This window comes from Limnohabitans sp., from assembly GCF_023910625.1.
GTDB lineage: Bacteria > Pseudomonadota > Gammaproteobacteria > Burkholderiales > Burkholderiaceae_C > Limnohabitans_A.
Window position 1 is genome coordinate 2,227,373 of record NZ_JAAVVW010000003.1, and the last position, 16,545, is coordinate 2,243,917.

Below are 16,545 nucleotides of genomic sequence, written 5' to 3' on the forward strand. Positions count from 1 at the left end.
CGGCAGCAGAGCTTGCGGGCATAGGCAAGCGGGTTTCAATTCAACGGGAATGTGGCTTTTATGTAGGCGATTGCGGTGAATATGCCGCTTATTCACCGCAATATTTGCGGTGAAAGATGGATGTCAACGCCTCGATAAGTCGGATTGCACGACACTATGACTTGCAAGGGTGACACTTTGAGCGACATAATGCCCCTAAATACTGTCGCTCTTAGTCACGCTTTCCCACTTAAGTGAGACAAATGACCCCTTAACAGGCCACCCCATGCCCCGCATCACCCCCGCCGACGAATTGCAACTGATCGAATCCATCGTGGCCGCGCACCCCGGTGGGATTGGCATTGCCGAGATCGAGGCGGCCATGGCACAGCGACAAGGCGGGTCGCTGAACCGTCGCACTTTGCAACGCCGCTTGCTCAAACTCATCGATGCGCAGCGGATCGCGTCTGAGGGGCAGAGCATTGCGCTGGTTTACAAGCCGGTGGCGCATGCTTGGGCGCAGCTTGCGGGCAGTAGCGGTGGTGGGGGCGTCATTACTCCTGAGGGCGTGGCCGAGGCGGAGCCCGATCTGCCGGTCTCGCCAGCGGGGGCCAGCATCCGTGATCGGGTCCGGCAGCCGTTGATGCACCGCCGCCCGGTGGGTTATCGGCGCGAGTTTCTAGAGGCGTATCAGCCGCGTGTCACGTTTTATTTGCCAGCTGCGCTGCGCAGCCAGCTGCACGAGATGGGCCGCACGCCCGCCAACGAACGACCCGCAGGCACCTACGCCCGCGACATCTTGAGCCGGTTGCTGGTGGATTTGTCGTGGGCTTCATCGCGGCTGGAGGGCAACACCTACAGCCGCCTGGACACGCAAAACCTGATCGAGCATGGACAGGCCGCGAAGGGCAAGGACGCCATCGAAACGCAGATGATCCTGAACCACAAAGCCGCCATCGAGATGCTGATCGAGGACACCGATGAGGTGGGCTTTGATGCCTTCACGTTCAAAAATCTGCATGCCGTGTTGTCGCAAGACTTGATGCGCGACCCGCAGGCCAGTGGCCGTCTGCGTCGGCGCTCGGTGGAGATTTCGGGCACGGTGTTTCACCCCGTCGCCATGCCCCAGGTGATTGAAGATTGTTTTGAGCTGTTGCTGAGCAAAGCCGCCGCCATTCCCGATCCGTTTGAGCAGGCGTTTTTCCTCATGGTGCAGCTGCCGTATTTGCAGCCTTTTGAAGATGTGAACAAACGCGTGTCGCGCATTGGCGCCAACTTGCCGCTGATCCAGCACAACCTGTGCCCCTTGTCGTTCATCGACGTGCCCGAGCGGGCGTACATCGAAGGCACTTTGGGCGTGTATGAATTCAACGAGGTCGATTTGTTGCGCGACGTGTTTGTGTGGGCGTATGAACGCTCTTGCCAGCGTTATCTGGCCATCACCCAAACCATGGTGGAGCCGAACCCCCTCAAAATCAAATACCGCGAAGCGCTGATTCAGGCCGTGCAGGCGGTGGTCAAGGGCCTGCAAGCGCCCAGCCCAGAGGTGCTGGCCACCGTGGTGGCGCGCATGCAGGTACCCGCAGCAGACCAGGACGCGTTCACCCGCATGCTGGCCGAGGCGCTGCACCAGTTGCACGAAGGCAGCGTGGCCCGCTACCGGCTGCGTCGCTCTGAATACCTGGCTTGGAAGTTGGCTTGCTCGGGTGGTGGCGATCACCTGTAACTTTTTGCCGCGCCGCAACGAACTGCAAGATGATCGGCGTTATGGTTCACTGTTGTTGATGGCGCCGATTTCGCCCCACTCGCCACGCCATTGCCCATTTTGGAGTTCCCCTTTCATGCGCCTTCGTCAAATTGTGTTGCTGCTCTTGCTGGCGCTGGCCATCGGTGCCTTTGTCGCGCTGGACCTGGGGCGCTACTTGAGCTTTGAGCAGCTCAAATCCAGCCAAGCCAGTTTTGCCTATCTGCATGCCGAGCAGCCGCTCACGGTGGCGGCGGTGTATTTCCTCGTCTATGTGCTGGCGACCGCGCTGTCCATTCCGGGGGCCGTGATCATCACCTTGGCCGGTGGGGCCATTTTTGGCTTGTGGCAGGGTTTGTTGATCGTGTCGTTTGCGTCCACCGTGGGCGCGACCTTGGCGTTTTTGGCATCGCGCTTTTTGTTGCGCGACTGGGTGGAGGCGCGCTTTGGTCAGCGCCTGGCCGACATCAACACGGGTGTGAACCGCGAGGGCGGTTTTTACCTCTTCACTTTGCGGCTGATCCCGGTCGTGCCTTTCTTCTTGATCAACCTGCTCATGGGCCTCACGCGCATGAAGGTGTGGACGTATTACTGGGTCAGCCAAATCGGCATGCTGGCGGGCACGGCGGTGTATGTGAACGCGGGCACGCAGTTGGCGCAACTCGAATCGCTGCAGGGCATTTTGAGCCCCGCGCTTTTGGGCAGCTTTGTGCTGCTGGGCATCTTCCCGCTGATCGCGCGCCGCATTGTGGCTGCGGTGCAAAAGCGCAAGGTCTATGCCCGTTGGGCCGACCAGCGTCCCCCAACTTTTGACCGCAATCTGATCGTCATCGGTGGCGGCGCGGGCGGTTTGGTCAGCGCCTACATCGCGGCAGCCGTCAAGGCCAAGGTCACGTTGATTGAGGCGCACAAGATGGGCGGCGATTGCTTGAACTATGGCTGTGTGCCGAGCAAAGCGCTGATCAAAAGCGCCAAGCTGGCCCACCAAATGCGCCACGCGTCGAACTACGGCCTGAGCGATGCGGCCCCGAGCTTCAGCTTCAAGGCGGTGATGCAGCGCGTGCACGACGTGATCAAAGCCATCGAGCCGCACGACAGCATTGAGCGTTACACCGGTTTGGGTGTGGAGGTGCTGCAGGGTTACGGCAGATTAGTGAACCCGTGGACGGTGGAGGTGGCGTTGAACGACGGTACAACCCAACGCTTGACGGCCCGCAGCATCGTGATCGCTGCCGGTGCCCGCCCCTTCGTGCCGCCCCTGCCCGGCTTGGGCGATGTGGGTTACGTGACCAGCGACACGCTGTGGGACGAATTTGCGAAGCTTGATGAAGTGCCTAAACGTTTGGTGGTGCTGGGCGGTGGGCCGATTGGTTGCGAGCTGGCACAAAGCTTTGCGCGACTGGGCTCGCACGTCACCCAAGTGGAAATGGGCGCACGCATCATGCTGCGCGAAGACGAGGAGGTGAGCGAACTCGCCCAAGCCTCACTGGAGGCCGACGGCGTGCAAGTGCTCACCGGCCACAAGGCGCTGCGCGGCGAGAGGGTTGACGGCGAAAAGACCCTGGTGGTGGAGCACGCCGGTGCAGAAAAACGCATCGTGTTTGACCAGTTGCTGTGCGCCGTGGGCCGCGTGGCGCGTTTGCAAGGGTATGGCCTTGAGGACTTGGGCATCCCCACGCACCGCACCGTGCAGACCAACTGAGTACCTGCAAACCCTCTACCCCAACATCTACGCCGCAGGCGATGTGGCGGGCCCGTTCCAGTTCACCCACACCGCCGCGCACCAAGCGTGGTACGCCGCCGTGAACGCGCTGTTTGGCGAGTGGAAGCTGTTCAAGGCCGATTATTCGGTGATTCCTTGGGCGACTTTCATCGACCCCGAGGTGGCGCGGGTGGGCCTGAACGAGCAAGAAGCCAAAGAGCAGAACATCCCGTATGAAGTCACCAAGTACGGCATCGACGATCTGGACCGCGCCATCGCAGACAGCGAGGCCCACGGTTTTGTGAAAGTGCTCACCGTGCCGGGCAAAGACAAGATTTTAGGCGTGACCATCGTGGGCGCACACGCGGCAGATGTGCTGGCCGAGTACGTGCTGGCCATGAAGCATGGTCTGGGGTTAACCAAGATTCTGGGCACCATCCACACCTACCCCACCATGAGCGAGGCCAACAAATTCGCCGCAGGTGAATGGAAACGCGCCCATGCGCCGCAAAAGTTGCTGGCTTGGGTGAAGAAATACCATGATTGGCGGCGTGGATGAACCCGTTTTCTAAACCCCCCCACACACTGCTGGCGATGGGTTTGGCCTTTGTTGCTGTGTCTGCTGTGGCGCAAAGCCTCACGCCCTTGGTGCCCGTCGATGGCACAGCCGCCAGTCCATGGCGATTTGTGGGCTTTCCCAAATCCAAGGCCGACATCCCGCCCACCCGCTTCGAGTTGGCCGAGGTGCAAGGCGAGCGGGCGTTGAAGGTCAGTACACGCGCTTCATATGGCACCTGGGTGCACGATCTGCCCAATGCCAATCCAGGCCGATTGCAATGGCGCTGGCGGTTGGACCAACCGCTCACGGGCGGCAAAGGCGCGCTGCTGGGCCAGTGGCAAACCGAGAGCCGCGATGTGGCTGCTGACTTTTCCAGCTTGTTTGCAGATGAAATCCCGACGGGTGCTGCGGTTCCGCAAGTGAGGGCGGTGTTGATCGGCGCGGACAGTGACAACACCGGGGCAGAAAGTGTGGCTTGGCTCAAGTCATTGACTTGGACCCATTGAGGTGACAGGGGGCGCACCATCAGGGTCAGCGCGTTCGATCAGGCGAGACGCGCCTCGGCTTTAAGCCGACGTATGCCCATACAACTGGCTCAACAGCGACAGGCCGTCGGCATATTGGGCGGCGCTGCGCTTTTCTTCCTGACGTATGCGCCATTTGCGCAAGGGTTGGCCATCGCGCAATTGTTGCAGCAGATAAGGCAACCACCGACGTGCTTGCTGCGCAGACACCAAAGGGTGGCCAGCAGCACTGGCCGGGCAGGCGCGGTGCGCGTTGACAAACTGTGCCACCACATTCAGATTGTCCGAATCATCGGGGTTATGGGCCACGATCTTGAAACCAGCGGTTTCAAGCAAGTTGCGCAAGGTCTTGCCAGTGAAGTACAAGGTGTGCGCCCTGAAAAACATGTAATGCGGCGAACACAAGCGCAGGGCGTTGGGCACCTCGATGTAAAGCAGGCCTGCGGGCTTGAGTTTTTCGCCTATGGTGCGCAAGGCTGAGACGGGTTCTGGCAAATGCTCAAGCACATGAAACATGGAAATCAGGTCCAAAGAACCTGCTGCCTCACTGGCCAGACCTTGTTGCAAGGTGACGTTGTTGACCTCAATACCCAGCATGTGCCGGGCGTAGCTGGCATAACCCGCGTGGGGTTCAATGCCCTTGGCCTGAAAGCCCAGGGTGTGCATCAGATAAACGAACTCGCCACTGCTGGAGCCAATGTCCAGACTGCGTCGGGCATGGGTGTTTTGGGCGGGGTCCAGTCCCAAGCTGTTTTGGCGCAACCATTGTCAACGCCATTGGGCATTGCGGCTTCCCTCGATACCAACATTTTGGTGCGCTACATCGTCAAGGACGATGATCGCCAGTCGATGGTTGTCGCAAAAGTCTTTGAGCATCACATTCGTAAGTCAGAAAGCTTGTGGGTACCAGTCACAGTCATGCTTGAGCTGGAATGGGTTTTGCGCTCAAGGTACAAATTCTCCAAAACGGATGTCATCCGAACAATGTCCGGATTGCTAAACACTTTCGAGCTTGAGTTTGAATCGGAGGGCGCGATAGAGCAAGCGCTTTCCAGTTACGAGGACGGCATCGCCGACTTCGCGGAGTGTTTGCATCTGGCGCTGGCCCGCAAGGGCAATGCACTTCCGTTCCTCACCCTTGACGAAAAGGCTTCAAAGGCATCCGGTGCGAGGCTACCCGAAATCCTGATTTTTTTACGCCCATAGCAATACTGAATCAGCTCAATTTGTTGTAATTGCCTCGTTAGCGTGGTGTAATTGCACCATGAAAACACAAATCGTCTCTGCCAACACCACCCCCCGCAGCGCTGCGCTCTCGGCCCTGTGGGCCATGCTGGACGCGCCAGACACCAACGAATCGCTGCCAGATTCCACACGCGTTATGGTGGGCGCACGTCTGGCCAGTCTTTCCAGCGTTGGGGCCTGCAAGCTCCTCAAACGCGGCATTTCCAGTCAAGCCATTGGGCCGCTGGGCGATTACCTTGGGCTGGGCAAAGGGGTGATTGCAGAGTACCTTGATCTGGACCGCAGCACCGCCAACCGCCGTGCTGCCAAAGGGCAACTGCTGCCCATCCATTCGGCTGAAAGCGTGTTGCGTTTACTGGAACTTGGGCAAATGGCCACCGACACCTTTGAGACGGAAGAAGAAGCCTCAGCTTGGCTGCGACGCCCTCACCCCATGCTGGATGGCGACAGCCCGCTGGAGTTGGCCAAAACCAGTTACGGTGCACAGCGCGTGAAAGACATTCTGATTGCCATCCGATACGGCGGTGTCGTTTGACCACGGTCTGGCGCATTGGCTTTTGCGAAAACCCCACACTGCCCACCTCTGCTGTCCTCTCCACGCTGGGTTTTGGATCGACCTTGGGCAATGGCCGATGGCATGTCAAGGGTGCGCAGCAAGTGGTTTATGCAGCTTCTAACCGCGCGCTCTGCCAGTTGGAAAAACGCGTTCACAGCAACGGTGCCCATCCAAAAAACCAGGCCTTGATGCAACTGGAAATCCCAGATGACAGCCTCCTTATGGCAGCGAGCGATTTGGGACTGCCCGCCGACTGGCAAAGCAATGAGGCGGCAACACAAGCTTTTGGCTTGGCCTGGCTTGAATCGATGGCCAGCCTGGGGCTCTGGGTGCCCTCCTTTATTGAGCCGTCAGAGATGAATCTGTTGATCAACCCAGCGCACCCCGATTACCGCAGAATATTGCTCGAAATTGAGCGCTACCCCTTCAGGTTTGACCCCCGCTTGTTTTAGCGCAGCGGTCCAAAGCATAAGAAGAATAAGTTCAAAGCCGCCAACCCTCTATGTTTGGAGGCTTCTTCATTTGCAGCGCAAAGTGTTTTACTTCTTGCCAGGCGGCAAATCCGTGCAGCTAACATGCGCCACTTCCGCCGCCATGCCAAGGCTTTCGCCAAGAGTTGGGTGTGGGTGGATAGTTTTGCCGATATCGCACCTTAGGCCCCTTGCTGCCTTTCCGCAAACGTCTGCTTTGGATGGGTTGGCTTGATCGCTCTGAGCGACACAGTTTTCGATAACCGCGTTCAGAGCTTCCACGGGGCTGGCGAGAGCCCCGATCTGCACGCATCCAGGAAAGCACGGACACGCCTGGGCATGCCGAGTCTCGTCTTTGTAAGCGCAAGCACCGGCGCATCGTGCATTCGCCATTGGGGAAGAAGTTCGACCAGCTTGCCGCTCGCAATCAGTGGCCCCACTTGCCACTCTGATCGAACCATGACCCCGAGGCCGTTGAGAGCCCAACTCGTGATCATCGCGCCGTCGTTTGATGACAGCGGCCCAAGGATCCGCACGCTGACAGGCTTGCTTTGGCCGGTCTTAAAAAACGACCACCGCACCAAGTCCTCGTCGTTCTCGGTTATCGGCAGGCACGGCAACTGCGCGAGTTGGCTGGGGTGAGTTAAGGTCCCTGCAAGACGGCGTGCGAGATCCGGGCTGGCACAAAGGACCCTCCGATTCGGCGCCAGCAAGTGTTGCACCCAGGTCGAGTCCCGCAGACCACCAATGTGAATGACGACATCGTTTGTGGTCGCTTCGCGCAAGGGGTTGTCCGACAAACGAACATTGATGGTCACTCCGCCGTTGGCGCGGTGGAAGTCGCGGACGATGGTCGCGAGATGTTCCCGTCCAAAGCCGAAAGGCGCCGACACGCGCAGTGAGCCCGCCAGCGGCCCCTTGTCACCGGCGACCACCTCCGCCAGCCCCTCAATGCGTAAGAGGACCGCGCTCGCCTCATCGCGCAACCGCTCCCCCTCCTCCGTAAGTCGGACGCCGCGCGAACCACGAACGGCCAAGCTGACGCCGAGATCCGCTTCCAGGCGTTTCAGGCGGCTGGTAAGAGCGGGCGGTGTCACGCCCAAGATCCGGGCTGTGGCGGCCAGCGATCCTGTACCTCCCAAGGCGTGGAATAAACGTAGGTCTTCAAGATCAGGCATTCACCCATTATAAATGCTGGAAAAACTCACCGTTAACCAAAACGGGGATATGACAACTCATACTGACGTCTTCGTTACACATACAGCCACCATGACCGCACTTAACAATCTGCAAACTCCGGCAGCCATCATCGACACGGTACGCATGCAGCGAAACATTCATCGCATGCAGCGGCGTATGGACGAACTTGGCGTGCGCTTTCGTCCTCACGTGAAGACAACAAAGTGCCTGCCTGTGGTGCGTGCGCAGATCGCCGCAGGCGCCCAGGGCATTACCGTCTCGACCTTGAAGGAAGCGCAGCAGTTCTTCGAAGCCGGGTTGACAGACATCCTGTACGCCGTTGGTATCGTCGCGACGAAGTTGGGCGCGGCGCATGACCTCCGCAAACAGGGCTGCGAACTCAAGCTGATCACGGACAGCCTAGAAGGCGCACGAACGATCGCGACGTTCGCGCGTCAGCACGCGGCCATCTTCGAGGTCTGGATCGAGATCGATTCTGATGGCCACCGTTCCGGTGTCAAGCCGGAGGACGATGTGCTGATCGAGATCGCGCGGGCGCTCGTCGACGGAGGCGCAAAACTGGGGGGCGTGATGACGCATGCGGGGTCGAGCTACGAGTGCAGCGACCGAACGAGCCTAGTCGCCATCGCCGAACAGGAACGGGCAGGCGCCGTCCGCGCGGCCGAGCGTATCCGTGCTGCAGGCCTGGCCTGTCCGGGCGTCAGCATCGGCTCCACCCCCACCGCGCTGGAGGCCAAGCGACTCGACGGTGTGACCGAAGTGCGCGCGGGGGTCTATGTCTTCCAGGATCTCGTGATGCACAACGTCGGTGTCTGCTCGACCGACGACCTCGCGTTGAGCGTGCTGACCACGGTCATCGGCCACCAAGTGGAGAAGGGGTGGGCGATCGTGGATGCCGGCTGGATGGCCATGAGCCGCGATCGCGGAACGCAGAAGCAACGCCGCGACTTCGGCTATGGCCAGGTTTGCATGCAGGAAGGCGAACTCCTGCCCGGCTTCATCCTTGGCAGCGCGAACCAGGAGCACGGCATTGTGTCTCGATCAGGCGAGCCGGACGCCGACATTGCACGGCGCTTCCCCGTTGGGACACGGCTGCGCATTCTTCCGAACCATGCCTGCGCGACCGGCGCACAGTATCCGCACTACCAGGCGCTGCTCCCGGATGGCCGCACGGAGGAGTGGTCGCGGTTCTTCGGCTGGTAACGCGGATCTCGCGCGAACCGCATCAAGCCACCGTGATGTTTGTTAACCCAACAACCGATCGCCCGATTTGCGTCATGGACGGGAACGCAATAACCACTGTGCGTACTGACGCTGCCGGTGCCGTGAGCCTGCAGCTGTTAGATCGCCCAGTGAACACGTGACAACACACGAGTCCCGCCACCAACCTCAAATAAGGAGTTTTTCTCATGAAGAAGTCGATGATTGTTCTAGCCGCTGCTTTTGCAGCGACAGCGGCCCAGGCCGACACCCTCAAGAAAATCAAGGACACCGGCTCGGTGACCATGGGCGTCCGCGAGTCATCCGGGGCATTGAGCTACACCTTGGGCAACGACCGCTACGCCGGCTACCATGTCGAGATCTGCCAGCGCGCGCTGAGCGACATCCAAAAGCAGCTCGGCATGGCCAAGCTGGACGTCAAGTACCAGCCTGTGACATCGCAAAACCGCATTCCCCTGGTGCAAAACGGCACGGTGGACATCGAGTGTGGCTCCACCACGAACAATGCGACGCGTCAGAAGGACGTCGCGTTCGCGGTGACCACGTTCGTCGACGAAGTTCGCATTGCAGTGCGCAGGGACTCTGGCATCAACGGCATTGGTGATCTGGCAGGCAAGCGCGTGGCCACCACCACCGGCACCACTTCGGTGCAGACGCTGCGCAAACACCAGCGCGCCAACGGCGTCAACTTTATCGAGGTGTTTGGCAAAGACCACTCGGATAGCTTCCTGTTGCTCGAATCAGGCCGTGCAGACGCGTTCGTGATTGACGGCGCTACCCTCGCTGGCAACATCGCTCGCTCCAAGGCGCCGGCCGACTTCAAGATCGTCGGCGAAGTGCTGTCGGTCGAGCCAATCGCCATCATGATGCGTCGGGACGATCCCGCGTTAAAGAAGGCTGTGGACGACAGCATCAAGGGCATGATTTCTTCGGGCGAGATCAATAAGCTCTATGACAAGTGGTTCATGCAGCCGATCCCACCAGGCAACACCAAGGTAGGCCTCGCCATGAGCGAATCGACCAAGCAGGCCCTGGCCAGCCCGAACGACAAACCGATGGAAAAGTACGTCGTGAAGTGATCGGTCGCGAACGCATTGTGATCGGGTGACCGCACCCGCGCTCCGCCAGGTGTTCGCACTCTCCAAGAGCGTGGGCCGCGCTCCTTCTTTGTCGGCACCTTGGCCGACGGTCGAACCAGCAACAATCAACAAGCGTCGTGAGAACGACTGGAGACCGCCTTGAGCAGCACGTGGGATTGGCAGGTGTTCCTGCAAGACACCGGGGGAGGACAGACCTACCTCCAGTGGATGATGTCGGCCTGGGGCTGGACGCTGTCGGTGGCGTCGCTCGCGCTCATCGTGGCGCTATTCTTCGGTTCCTTGGTGGGCATCTTGCGAACCACGCCCAACAGGTGGTTCGTCGCGATCGGCACAGTGTGGACGGAGCTGTTCCGCAACATTCCGCTGCTGGTACAGATCTTTCTCTGGTACCACGTATTGCCGTCGATCTTCCTGACGCTGCGCGGCGTGCCGTCGTTCATCCTGGTGGTGTTCGCGCTCGGCTTCTTCACGTCCGCTCGCATTTCTGAGCAGGTCCGCGCCGGTATCCAGGCGTTACCCCAAGGTCAGCGCTATGCTGGTCTGGCCGTCGGGCTGACTTTGCCGCAGACCTACCGCTACGTGCTCTTGCCGATGGCGTTTCGCATCGTCATTCCGCCGCTGACGTCGGAGTCGATGAACATCGTTAAGAACTCATCGGTGGCGTTTGCCGTGAGCATCATGGAGCTGACCTTCTTCGCACTGCAGGTGCAGGAAGAAACGTCGCGCGGAATTGAGGTCTATCTCGCGGTCACCGGCCTGTATTTCATCTCCGCGTTCACCATCAACCGGCTCGCGCTGTTCATCGAGAACCGCGTGCAGGTGCCCGGCATTCTCGGGGGCGCGAAATGAATCTTGATTTCTCGTTCTTCACCTGGGACACGATCTCGAGCTTTGTGCTCAAGGGTCTTTGGTTCTCGTTCCAGCTAACGATCGTGGCCACCATTGGCGGCATCATTCTCGGCACCTTGCTGGCCCTGATGCGGCTTTCGGGCAAGCCGTTCCTGGTGCTGCCGGCCGCTGCCTATGTCAACACCATGCGGTCGATTCCGCTGCTGATGGTGATCTTGTGGTTCTTCCTGCTGATTCCGTTGCTGATCGGTCGCCCGATGGGAGCCGAGGTGTCGGCGCTAATCACCTTCACGCTGTTCGAAGCGGCCTACTTCTCCGAGATCATGCGAGCTGGCATCCAGTCGGTGCCCAAGGGGCAGGTGCATGCGGGTTATGCGGTGGGCATGACCTATCCGCAGTGCATGCAGCTGATCGTGTTGCCGCAGGCGTTTCGCAACATGCTGCCGGTGCTGCTGACCCAGAGCATCATTTTGTTCCAGGACACGTCGCTGGTCTATGCGATCGGCGCCTACGACCTGCTCAAGGGCATGGAGATTGCCGGCCGCAACTTCAACCGGCCGGTGGAGACCTACCTGGTGGCTGCGGTCGTGTACTTCATCATCTGTTTCAGTCTGTCGATGCTGGTGCGTCGTCTGCAGAAGAAGATCCAGATCATCCGTTGAGTCGAGAGCAAAATGATTGAAATCAAGAACGTTTCCAAGTGGTACGGCAGCTTCCAGGTGCTGACCGACAACACCACCATGATCAAGAAGGGTGACGTGGTGGTGGTCTGCGGTCCGTCGGGCTCCGGCAAGTCCACGCTGATCAAGACCGTCAACGCGCTCGAACCGTTCCAGATGGGCGATATCATCGTCGACGGCATTTCGGTCTCGAACCCTAAGACCGACCTACCGAAGCTGCGGGCTCGGGTGGGCATGGTGTTCCAGCACTTCGAGCTCTTTCCCCACCTCACCGTCACCGAAAACCTGACGCTGGCTCAGATCAAGGTGCTGGGCCGCAGCGCCGAAGAGGCCAAGACGCGTGGGTTGAAGATGCTCGATCGCGTCGGGCTGGTGGTGCACAAGGACAAGTACCCGGGGCAACTGTCCGGCGGCCAGCAGCAGCGCGTGGCGATTGCCCGCGCGCTCAGCATGGACCCGATCGTCATGTTGTTCGACGAGCCGACCTCGGCGCTCGACCCGGAGATGGTGGGCGAAGTGCTCGACGTGATGGTGCAACTCGCCCAAGAAGGCATGACGATGATGTGCGTTACCCACGAGATGGGGTTCGCGCGCAAGGTCAGCCACCGCGTCGTCTTCATGGACGCCGGCAAGATCATCGAGGACTGCACACGCGATGAGTTCTTCGGCAATCCCGATGCGCGGACACCGCGTGCCAAGGACTTTCTGTCGAAGATTCTCCAGCACTGAGTGTGGTGGCTGACCAAGAACACGGCCAACCTGGTGACGCTGTCAGCGCTGAGCAATATGTGGATGGCGCGCAGGCGGCTTTTGGATATGGCCCAGGGATGAACGCGCCCGCAAACGGCCAAAGAGATGTGAAGAGGGTCGAAATCTACCTTCAAACACCTTGCAAAGCGCGGGAATTTCCGTCATTTGAAAAGCTGCGTGTCAGCGCCCGTTTCGGCGGGTGATGCGTAGACCTTCCCTCAACGTGCCTGAAGAGTTTTTTTATGAGGAGTTTCTAGTATGAACGGAGTCTTGACGAGGTCTGCTATCCATAGCACCAACAGCGAATCTATCTGTCCACCTGGCGGGCATTACGCTCACGTATGCACAGCAGCCGGAGTTGTGTATATATCAGGTCAGCTCCCAATCGAACCAGATGGGACGCCAATGACAGGTCAATCATTTGAGATGCAGGTACGTCGCGTACTTACCAACATCGATTCCTGTCTGGCCTGTGTTGGGCTGGATACCAACAGCCTAGTCCAAGTACGTGTCTACCTCACTGACATTAAGAACTGGCCACAATTCAATCAGATGTATGCGGAATGGCTGGGAAATCATCGGCCAGCGCGAGCTGTGGCGGGAGTGTCCGAACTACATTTCGGACTTGAGGTTGAAGTTGAATCGGTCGCGTTGGCTCGGGACTCCCTGATGGCCAGTCCAAATTCCCCCACCCGTGGCCACCCCAAATTCCCCCAGGCAGCGCAGCCAAAGCTCGGGACTCCCTGATGGCCAGTCCAAATTCCCCCACCCGTGGCCAGTCCAAATTCCCCCAGGCAGCGCAGCCAAATTATGACGCTTCAGGGTTGATGGCCAGTCGAGCTGCCGCCTCCTTGGCCTGTAGCTCTTGCCCTCAAACTCCAGCATCACGCAGCGGTGCATCAACCTGTCCAGGATCGTGCTGGCCATCGTCACATCCCCCAGATACTTGCCCCAGTCCTGCACCACCCGGTTCGATGTCACCACCATGGCTCGCCTGAGTTTGTAGCGCTGGTGAACAATGGCCTGCAAGACTTCTGCCGCCTCCGCCGTGATCCGCCTGGCCAGAAACAAATCGTCCACGATCAGCAAATCCGGCTTGACCCACTCTTTGAGCATGTTCGCCCTGTCTTGGCTGCTCGCCAGCGCATACCGCGCAAACTCGGTGTCCGCCTCCAAATACCGCACGTCATAGCCTTGCAGCGTGGCCTGGTACGCCAGCGCCTTGGCCACATGGCTCTTGCCCGTGCCCGGTTTGCCCACAATCAGTGCATTGGCCCCTTGGGTGATGAACTTCAAGGTGTGCAAATCAAAGCACGCAGCGCGGGGTATCTTGGGGTTAAAGCGCCAGTCCAAGTCCGCCAATGAGGCCTTCTCATCGAGCCCTGAGCGCTTGTAGCGGCGCTCCATCAGGACGGAGCTGCGCCGTTCTATCTCGTCTTGCAGCAAGGCGGCAAAGGTCTCCAAAAACGGCTCCTGGCTGGCCTGGGCCTGCATCGCCCGGGTGCTCAGCGTTTGCTGCATCCCCGACAGGCGCAACTGGCGTAAAGCGTTGTCGATTTCGGTCATGTTCATGATTGAGCGCCTTGTTCACCTTGGGCCGCATCCATGGCCCGGCTCACCGCCGCACTGGCCATCATGGCCGCATGTGTGAACAAATCCGCATACTCGTCGGTCTGGCGAATGAGCTCATGCTGCTGGGCCAGCAGGCCATCTTCGAGGGAGTCACCGTCATCACCATCAGAGCCATGGTTTGACCCCTCGTCCATGCTCGCCATCGCGCTGGCAAACAAACGCTCGCTCAAAGTCTTGACATGTTTGTATTTGTAGACCCCTTGCTCCAAGGCCTGGGCGCAGGCGCTGTCAATGCAGACAGCCGGATAGCGTTTGGTCAATCCCACGATGCCCCAGAGCTTCCTTTGGCCCACCCGACCCTCGGCTGCAAACATCAGCTCACACAGGCGGCTGGCGTGCTGACCGATTTCTTTGGCCTGGCGCAGGATCAACCGCGTCTCTCGCGATGGGTTGAACACCCGCTCGTCTGCGGGCAGCACCACCGAGCCGGGCCGCTCGGCCTTGGCGTGGGTGCGCAGCAACGCGCCTTGCAGATCCCGAATCTCAATGCGTCGCTCAAAGATGCGCACGAGCACGATGGAGCCGATGGCCGCAGGGCGGGCCGCGTAGCTGCTGTGGTCGACCCGCACGCAGCTGTCATCGCACACGGTGCGCACCCCTTGGGTGAAGTACTGCATGCCCTGCAGGGGCAAGGGTTTGAGGTGCGCACGTTCGGCCTCGAACATGGCCTGCACCTGTTGGCGCTCGGTGCCGTGGATGCGCTTGGAGGCCCAGTTCGTCTCCCAATGCTCCAGGTGCTCGTTCTGGGCCTCGATTGACTCAAAGCGTTTGCCCTTCAAGGCGGTGGCCTGGGTGTGGCCGATGGCGTGCTCCACCGTGCCCTTGCGGTTGGGGTCGCGCACGCGGGCAGGGTCGGCCACCACGCCGTAGTACTCGAGCATGGCCGCATACACCAGGTTGAGTTCAGGCTCGTACAAATCGGGCTTGAGCACGCCCTCCTTGAGGTTGTCGAGCACCACGTACTGGGGGCAGCCGCCAAAGTAGCGAAACGCTTGCTCGTGCAATTGGGCCCATACCTGCTGGCTGGACTTCCAGACCACCCGGCGGAAACTGCGCCGGGAGTGGCGCAGTGTGGCCACAAACAGACGTGGCTTCTTGTAGCGATCGGTGCCGGGCACCAAGGTCGGTGCGCCTTCGCCGTAATCGACTTGCATCTCCTCGCCGGGCAAAAAGGACAGGCGGTCAAACTGCTCGGGTGCCTTCTTGCGCAAGGCACGCACAAAGCGTTTGACGGAGTTGTAGGCCCCTGAATAGCCGTGGTCATCGACCAGGTCTTGGAAGATGGCGGTGGCGTTGCGGCGAAGGCGCAGTTGGGCCTCAATGAAGTCGCGGTGGACTTCGCACAGGCTAGAGGAAGTGCAAACGAGAGCCGGTGGCCAGGGTGGGGGAATTTGAGTGGCCACAGCCTCAGAGCCGGTGGCCACCCCGGGGGAATTTGAAAGATCGGCAAGCCAGCGCTGGTGGTAGCTGCGAATGGTTTTGCGGTCGATGCCGGTGATGCGGGCAATCTCACGCTGTGGGGTGTTGCGCTCGAGCAGTGTGATCACCGTGGCGCGTTGGTTGGGTTTCAAGACATTCACTCCTTGGCCTTCCTTCGAGGAAGGCCAGAACATGCGTCCTGCCCACAGGTGCCGACGGTGTCGGCGTTGAGACCCTGTCCCCGATCAATTCAGGTGGAGGAGTTTGAGGTGGCCATAAGTGGGGGAATTTGGGTGGCCATCAGGGACTGGCCAGACCTTGTTGCAAGGTGACGTTGTTGACCTCAATACCCAGCATGTGCCGGGCGTAGCTGGCATAACCCGCGTGGGGTTCAATGCCCTTGGCCTGAAAGCCCAGGGTGTGCATCAGATAAACGAACTCGCCACTGCTGGAGCCAATGTCCAGACTGCGTCGGGCATGGGTGTTTTGGGCGGGGTCCAGTCCCAAGCTGTTTTGGCGCAACCATTGTCAACGCCATTGGGCATTGCGGCCCGCCCGCAAGACATGGCGCAGGGCGGGTTGCACTGCAGATTTGTAGGCTTGCCGATATTGCGTTGCATACCATTCGGCCAATTCTTGATCAGTGGGCAGCGGGTCAATATGGCCCAGACCGCAATCGCTGCAGGAAACGGTGATCAACCTCTCACCCGTTTTGCCGTCTTGATCGGCAATGATTTGAGCCGACTGGCTGCCGCAACAGGGACAGGCCGTATGGGCAATCAGTGGTGTGCCTGTGTCGGTTTTGGATGGGGGACTGTTCTGCATTGCGGCATTGTGAGTTGACCCAATGACCTCTTTTGGAAGGGTTTTTGTGTATGCCAAGCGCTTGCATGCACCTGCCAAAGACCAGGAAGA

The 16,545-nt window shown here is 59.6% G+C and carries 15 protein-coding genes and 4 pseudogenes; 13 read left to right on the forward strand and 6 right to left on the reverse strand.

Features of this window, described 5'->3' with window-relative positions:
• Window positions 1-265 precede the first annotated feature (265 nt).
• The 3 genes and pseudogenes from HEQ17_RS14130 (at window position 266) to HEQ17_RS14140 (ending at window position 4,490) form a co-directional block, all read left to right on the forward strand.
• On the forward strand, window positions 266-1,705 hold the full coding sequence (locus HEQ17_RS14130) for a Fic family protein (RefSeq protein WP_296293325.1): 1,440 nt from the start codon (window positions 266-268) through the stop codon (window positions 1,703-1,705).
• Window positions 1,706-1,820: 115 nt separating this feature from the next.
• Window positions 1,821-3,984, forward strand: a pseudogene (locus HEQ17_RS14135) (FAD-dependent oxidoreductase).
• Window positions 3,981-4,490: a DUF3047 domain-containing protein gene (locus HEQ17_RS14140; protein ID WP_296293326.1), complete on the forward strand. Its 510-nt coding sequence runs from the start codon at window positions 3,981-3,983 to the stop codon at window positions 4,488-4,490. Before HEQ17_RS14135 ends, HEQ17_RS14140 begins: the two are co-directional and overlap by 4 nt.
• A gap of 60 nt (window positions 4,491-4,550) precedes the next feature.
• On the opposite strand, the gene HEQ17_RS14145 is transcribed toward HEQ17_RS14140, so the two are convergent.
• Window positions 4,551-5,270 (reverse strand): class I SAM-dependent methyltransferase, encoded by a 720-nt coding sequence (locus HEQ17_RS14145; protein WP_296293327.1) that lies wholly within the window; start codon window positions 5,268-5,270, stop codon window positions 4,551-4,553.
• 3 nt (window positions 5,271-5,273) lie between these two features.
• Here HEQ17_RS14145 and HEQ17_RS14150 point away from each other — a divergent pair, with 3 nt between their 5' ends.
• The 3 genes from HEQ17_RS14150 to HEQ17_RS14160 are packed head-to-tail and all read left to right on the forward strand — an operon-like array spanning window position 5,274 to window position 6,761.
• The gene (locus HEQ17_RS14150) at window positions 5,274-5,714 is read left to right on the forward strand and encodes a type II toxin-antitoxin system VapC family toxin (protein WP_296293328.1); all 441 of its coding nucleotides are present in this window, start codon (window positions 5,274-5,276) and stop codon (window positions 5,712-5,714) included.
• Between the two features lie 58 nt (window positions 5,715-5,772).
• A complete protein-coding gene (locus tag HEQ17_RS14155) occupies window positions 5,773-6,288 on the forward strand; it encodes an antitoxin Xre/MbcA/ParS toxin-binding domain-containing protein (protein WP_296293329.1) in 516 nt (171 codons plus the stop codon).
• Complete coding sequence (locus HEQ17_RS14160; protein WP_296293330.1) at window positions 6,285-6,761, forward strand: RES family NAD+ phosphorylase; 477 nt, start codon at window positions 6,285-6,287, stop codon at window positions 6,759-6,761. The genes HEQ17_RS14155 and HEQ17_RS14160 overlap by 4 nt, the downstream gene beginning before the upstream one ends.
• Before the next feature lie 287 nt (window positions 6,762-7,048).
• On the opposite strand, the gene HEQ17_RS14165 is transcribed toward HEQ17_RS14160, so the two are convergent.
• On the reverse strand, window positions 7,049-7,957 hold the full coding sequence (locus HEQ17_RS14165) for a LysR family transcriptional regulator (protein ID WP_296293332.1): 909 nt from the start codon (window positions 7,955-7,957) through the stop codon (window positions 7,049-7,051).
• A gap of 91 nt (window positions 7,958-8,048) precedes the next feature.
• Between HEQ17_RS14165 and HEQ17_RS14170 the strand changes: the two genes are divergently transcribed.
• The 7 genes and pseudogenes from HEQ17_RS14170 to HEQ17_RS14200 all read left to right on the forward strand — a co-directional run.
• Complete coding sequence (locus HEQ17_RS14170) at window positions 8,049-9,182, forward strand: DSD1 family PLP-dependent enzyme (protein WP_296293333.1); 1,134 nt, start codon at window positions 8,049-8,051, stop codon at window positions 9,180-9,182.
• A gap of 14 nt (window positions 9,183-9,196) precedes the next feature.
• Window positions 9,197-9,331, forward strand: a pseudogene (locus HEQ17_RS14175) (ornithine cyclodeaminase family protein); the annotation flags it as partial.
• A gap of 57 nt (window positions 9,332-9,388) precedes the next feature.
• Window positions 9,389-10,279 (forward strand): amino acid ABC transporter substrate-binding protein, encoded by an 891-nt coding sequence (locus tag HEQ17_RS14180; protein ID WP_296293334.1) that lies wholly within the window; start codon window positions 9,389-9,391, stop codon window positions 10,277-10,279.
• Window positions 10,280-10,438: 159 nt separating this feature from the next.
• Window positions 10,439-11,149 (forward strand): amino acid ABC transporter permease, encoded by a 711-nt coding sequence (locus tag HEQ17_RS14185; RefSeq protein WP_296293335.1) that lies wholly within the window; start codon window positions 10,439-10,441, stop codon window positions 11,147-11,149.
• A complete protein-coding gene (locus HEQ17_RS14190) occupies window positions 11,146-11,811 on the forward strand; it encodes an amino acid ABC transporter permease (protein ID WP_296293336.1) in 666 nt (221 codons plus the stop codon). The genes HEQ17_RS14185 and HEQ17_RS14190 overlap by 4 nt, the downstream gene beginning before the upstream one ends.
• 12 nt (window positions 11,812-11,823) lie before the next feature.
• A complete protein-coding gene (locus HEQ17_RS14195; protein ID WP_296293337.1) occupies window positions 11,824-12,558 on the forward strand; it encodes an amino acid ABC transporter ATP-binding protein in 735 nt (244 codons plus the stop codon).
• A gap of 279 nt (window positions 12,559-12,837) precedes the next feature.
• Window positions 12,838-13,236, forward strand: a pseudogene (locus HEQ17_RS14200) (RidA family protein); the annotation flags it as partial.
• Between the two features lie 151 nt (window positions 13,237-13,387).
• On the opposite strand, the pseudogene istB reads toward HEQ17_RS14200, so the two are convergent.
• From istB to HEQ17_RS14220, 4 genes and pseudogenes are all read right to left on the reverse strand, one after another.
• Window positions 13,388-14,151, reverse strand: a pseudogene (istB, locus tag HEQ17_RS14205) (IS21-like element helper ATPase IstB).
• Window positions 14,148-15,824: an IS21 family transposase gene (gene istA / locus HEQ17_RS14210; protein WP_296293338.1), complete on the reverse strand. Its 1,677-nt coding sequence runs from the start codon at window positions 15,822-15,824 to the stop codon at window positions 14,148-14,150. Before istA ends, istB begins: the two are co-directional and overlap by 4 nt.
• 106 nt (window positions 15,825-15,930) lie before the next feature.
• Window positions 15,931-16,152: a hypothetical protein gene (locus HEQ17_RS14215; protein WP_296293339.1), complete on the reverse strand. Its 222-nt coding sequence runs from the start codon at window positions 16,150-16,152 to the stop codon at window positions 15,931-15,933.
• A 6-nt stretch (window positions 16,153-16,158) separates the two neighbouring features.
• The gene (locus tag HEQ17_RS14220) at window positions 16,159-16,455 is read right to left on the reverse strand and encodes a hypothetical protein (protein ID WP_296293340.1); all 297 of its coding nucleotides are present in this window, start codon (window positions 16,453-16,455) and stop codon (window positions 16,159-16,161) included.
• Between the last annotated feature and the right edge of the window lie 90 nt (window positions 16,456-16,545).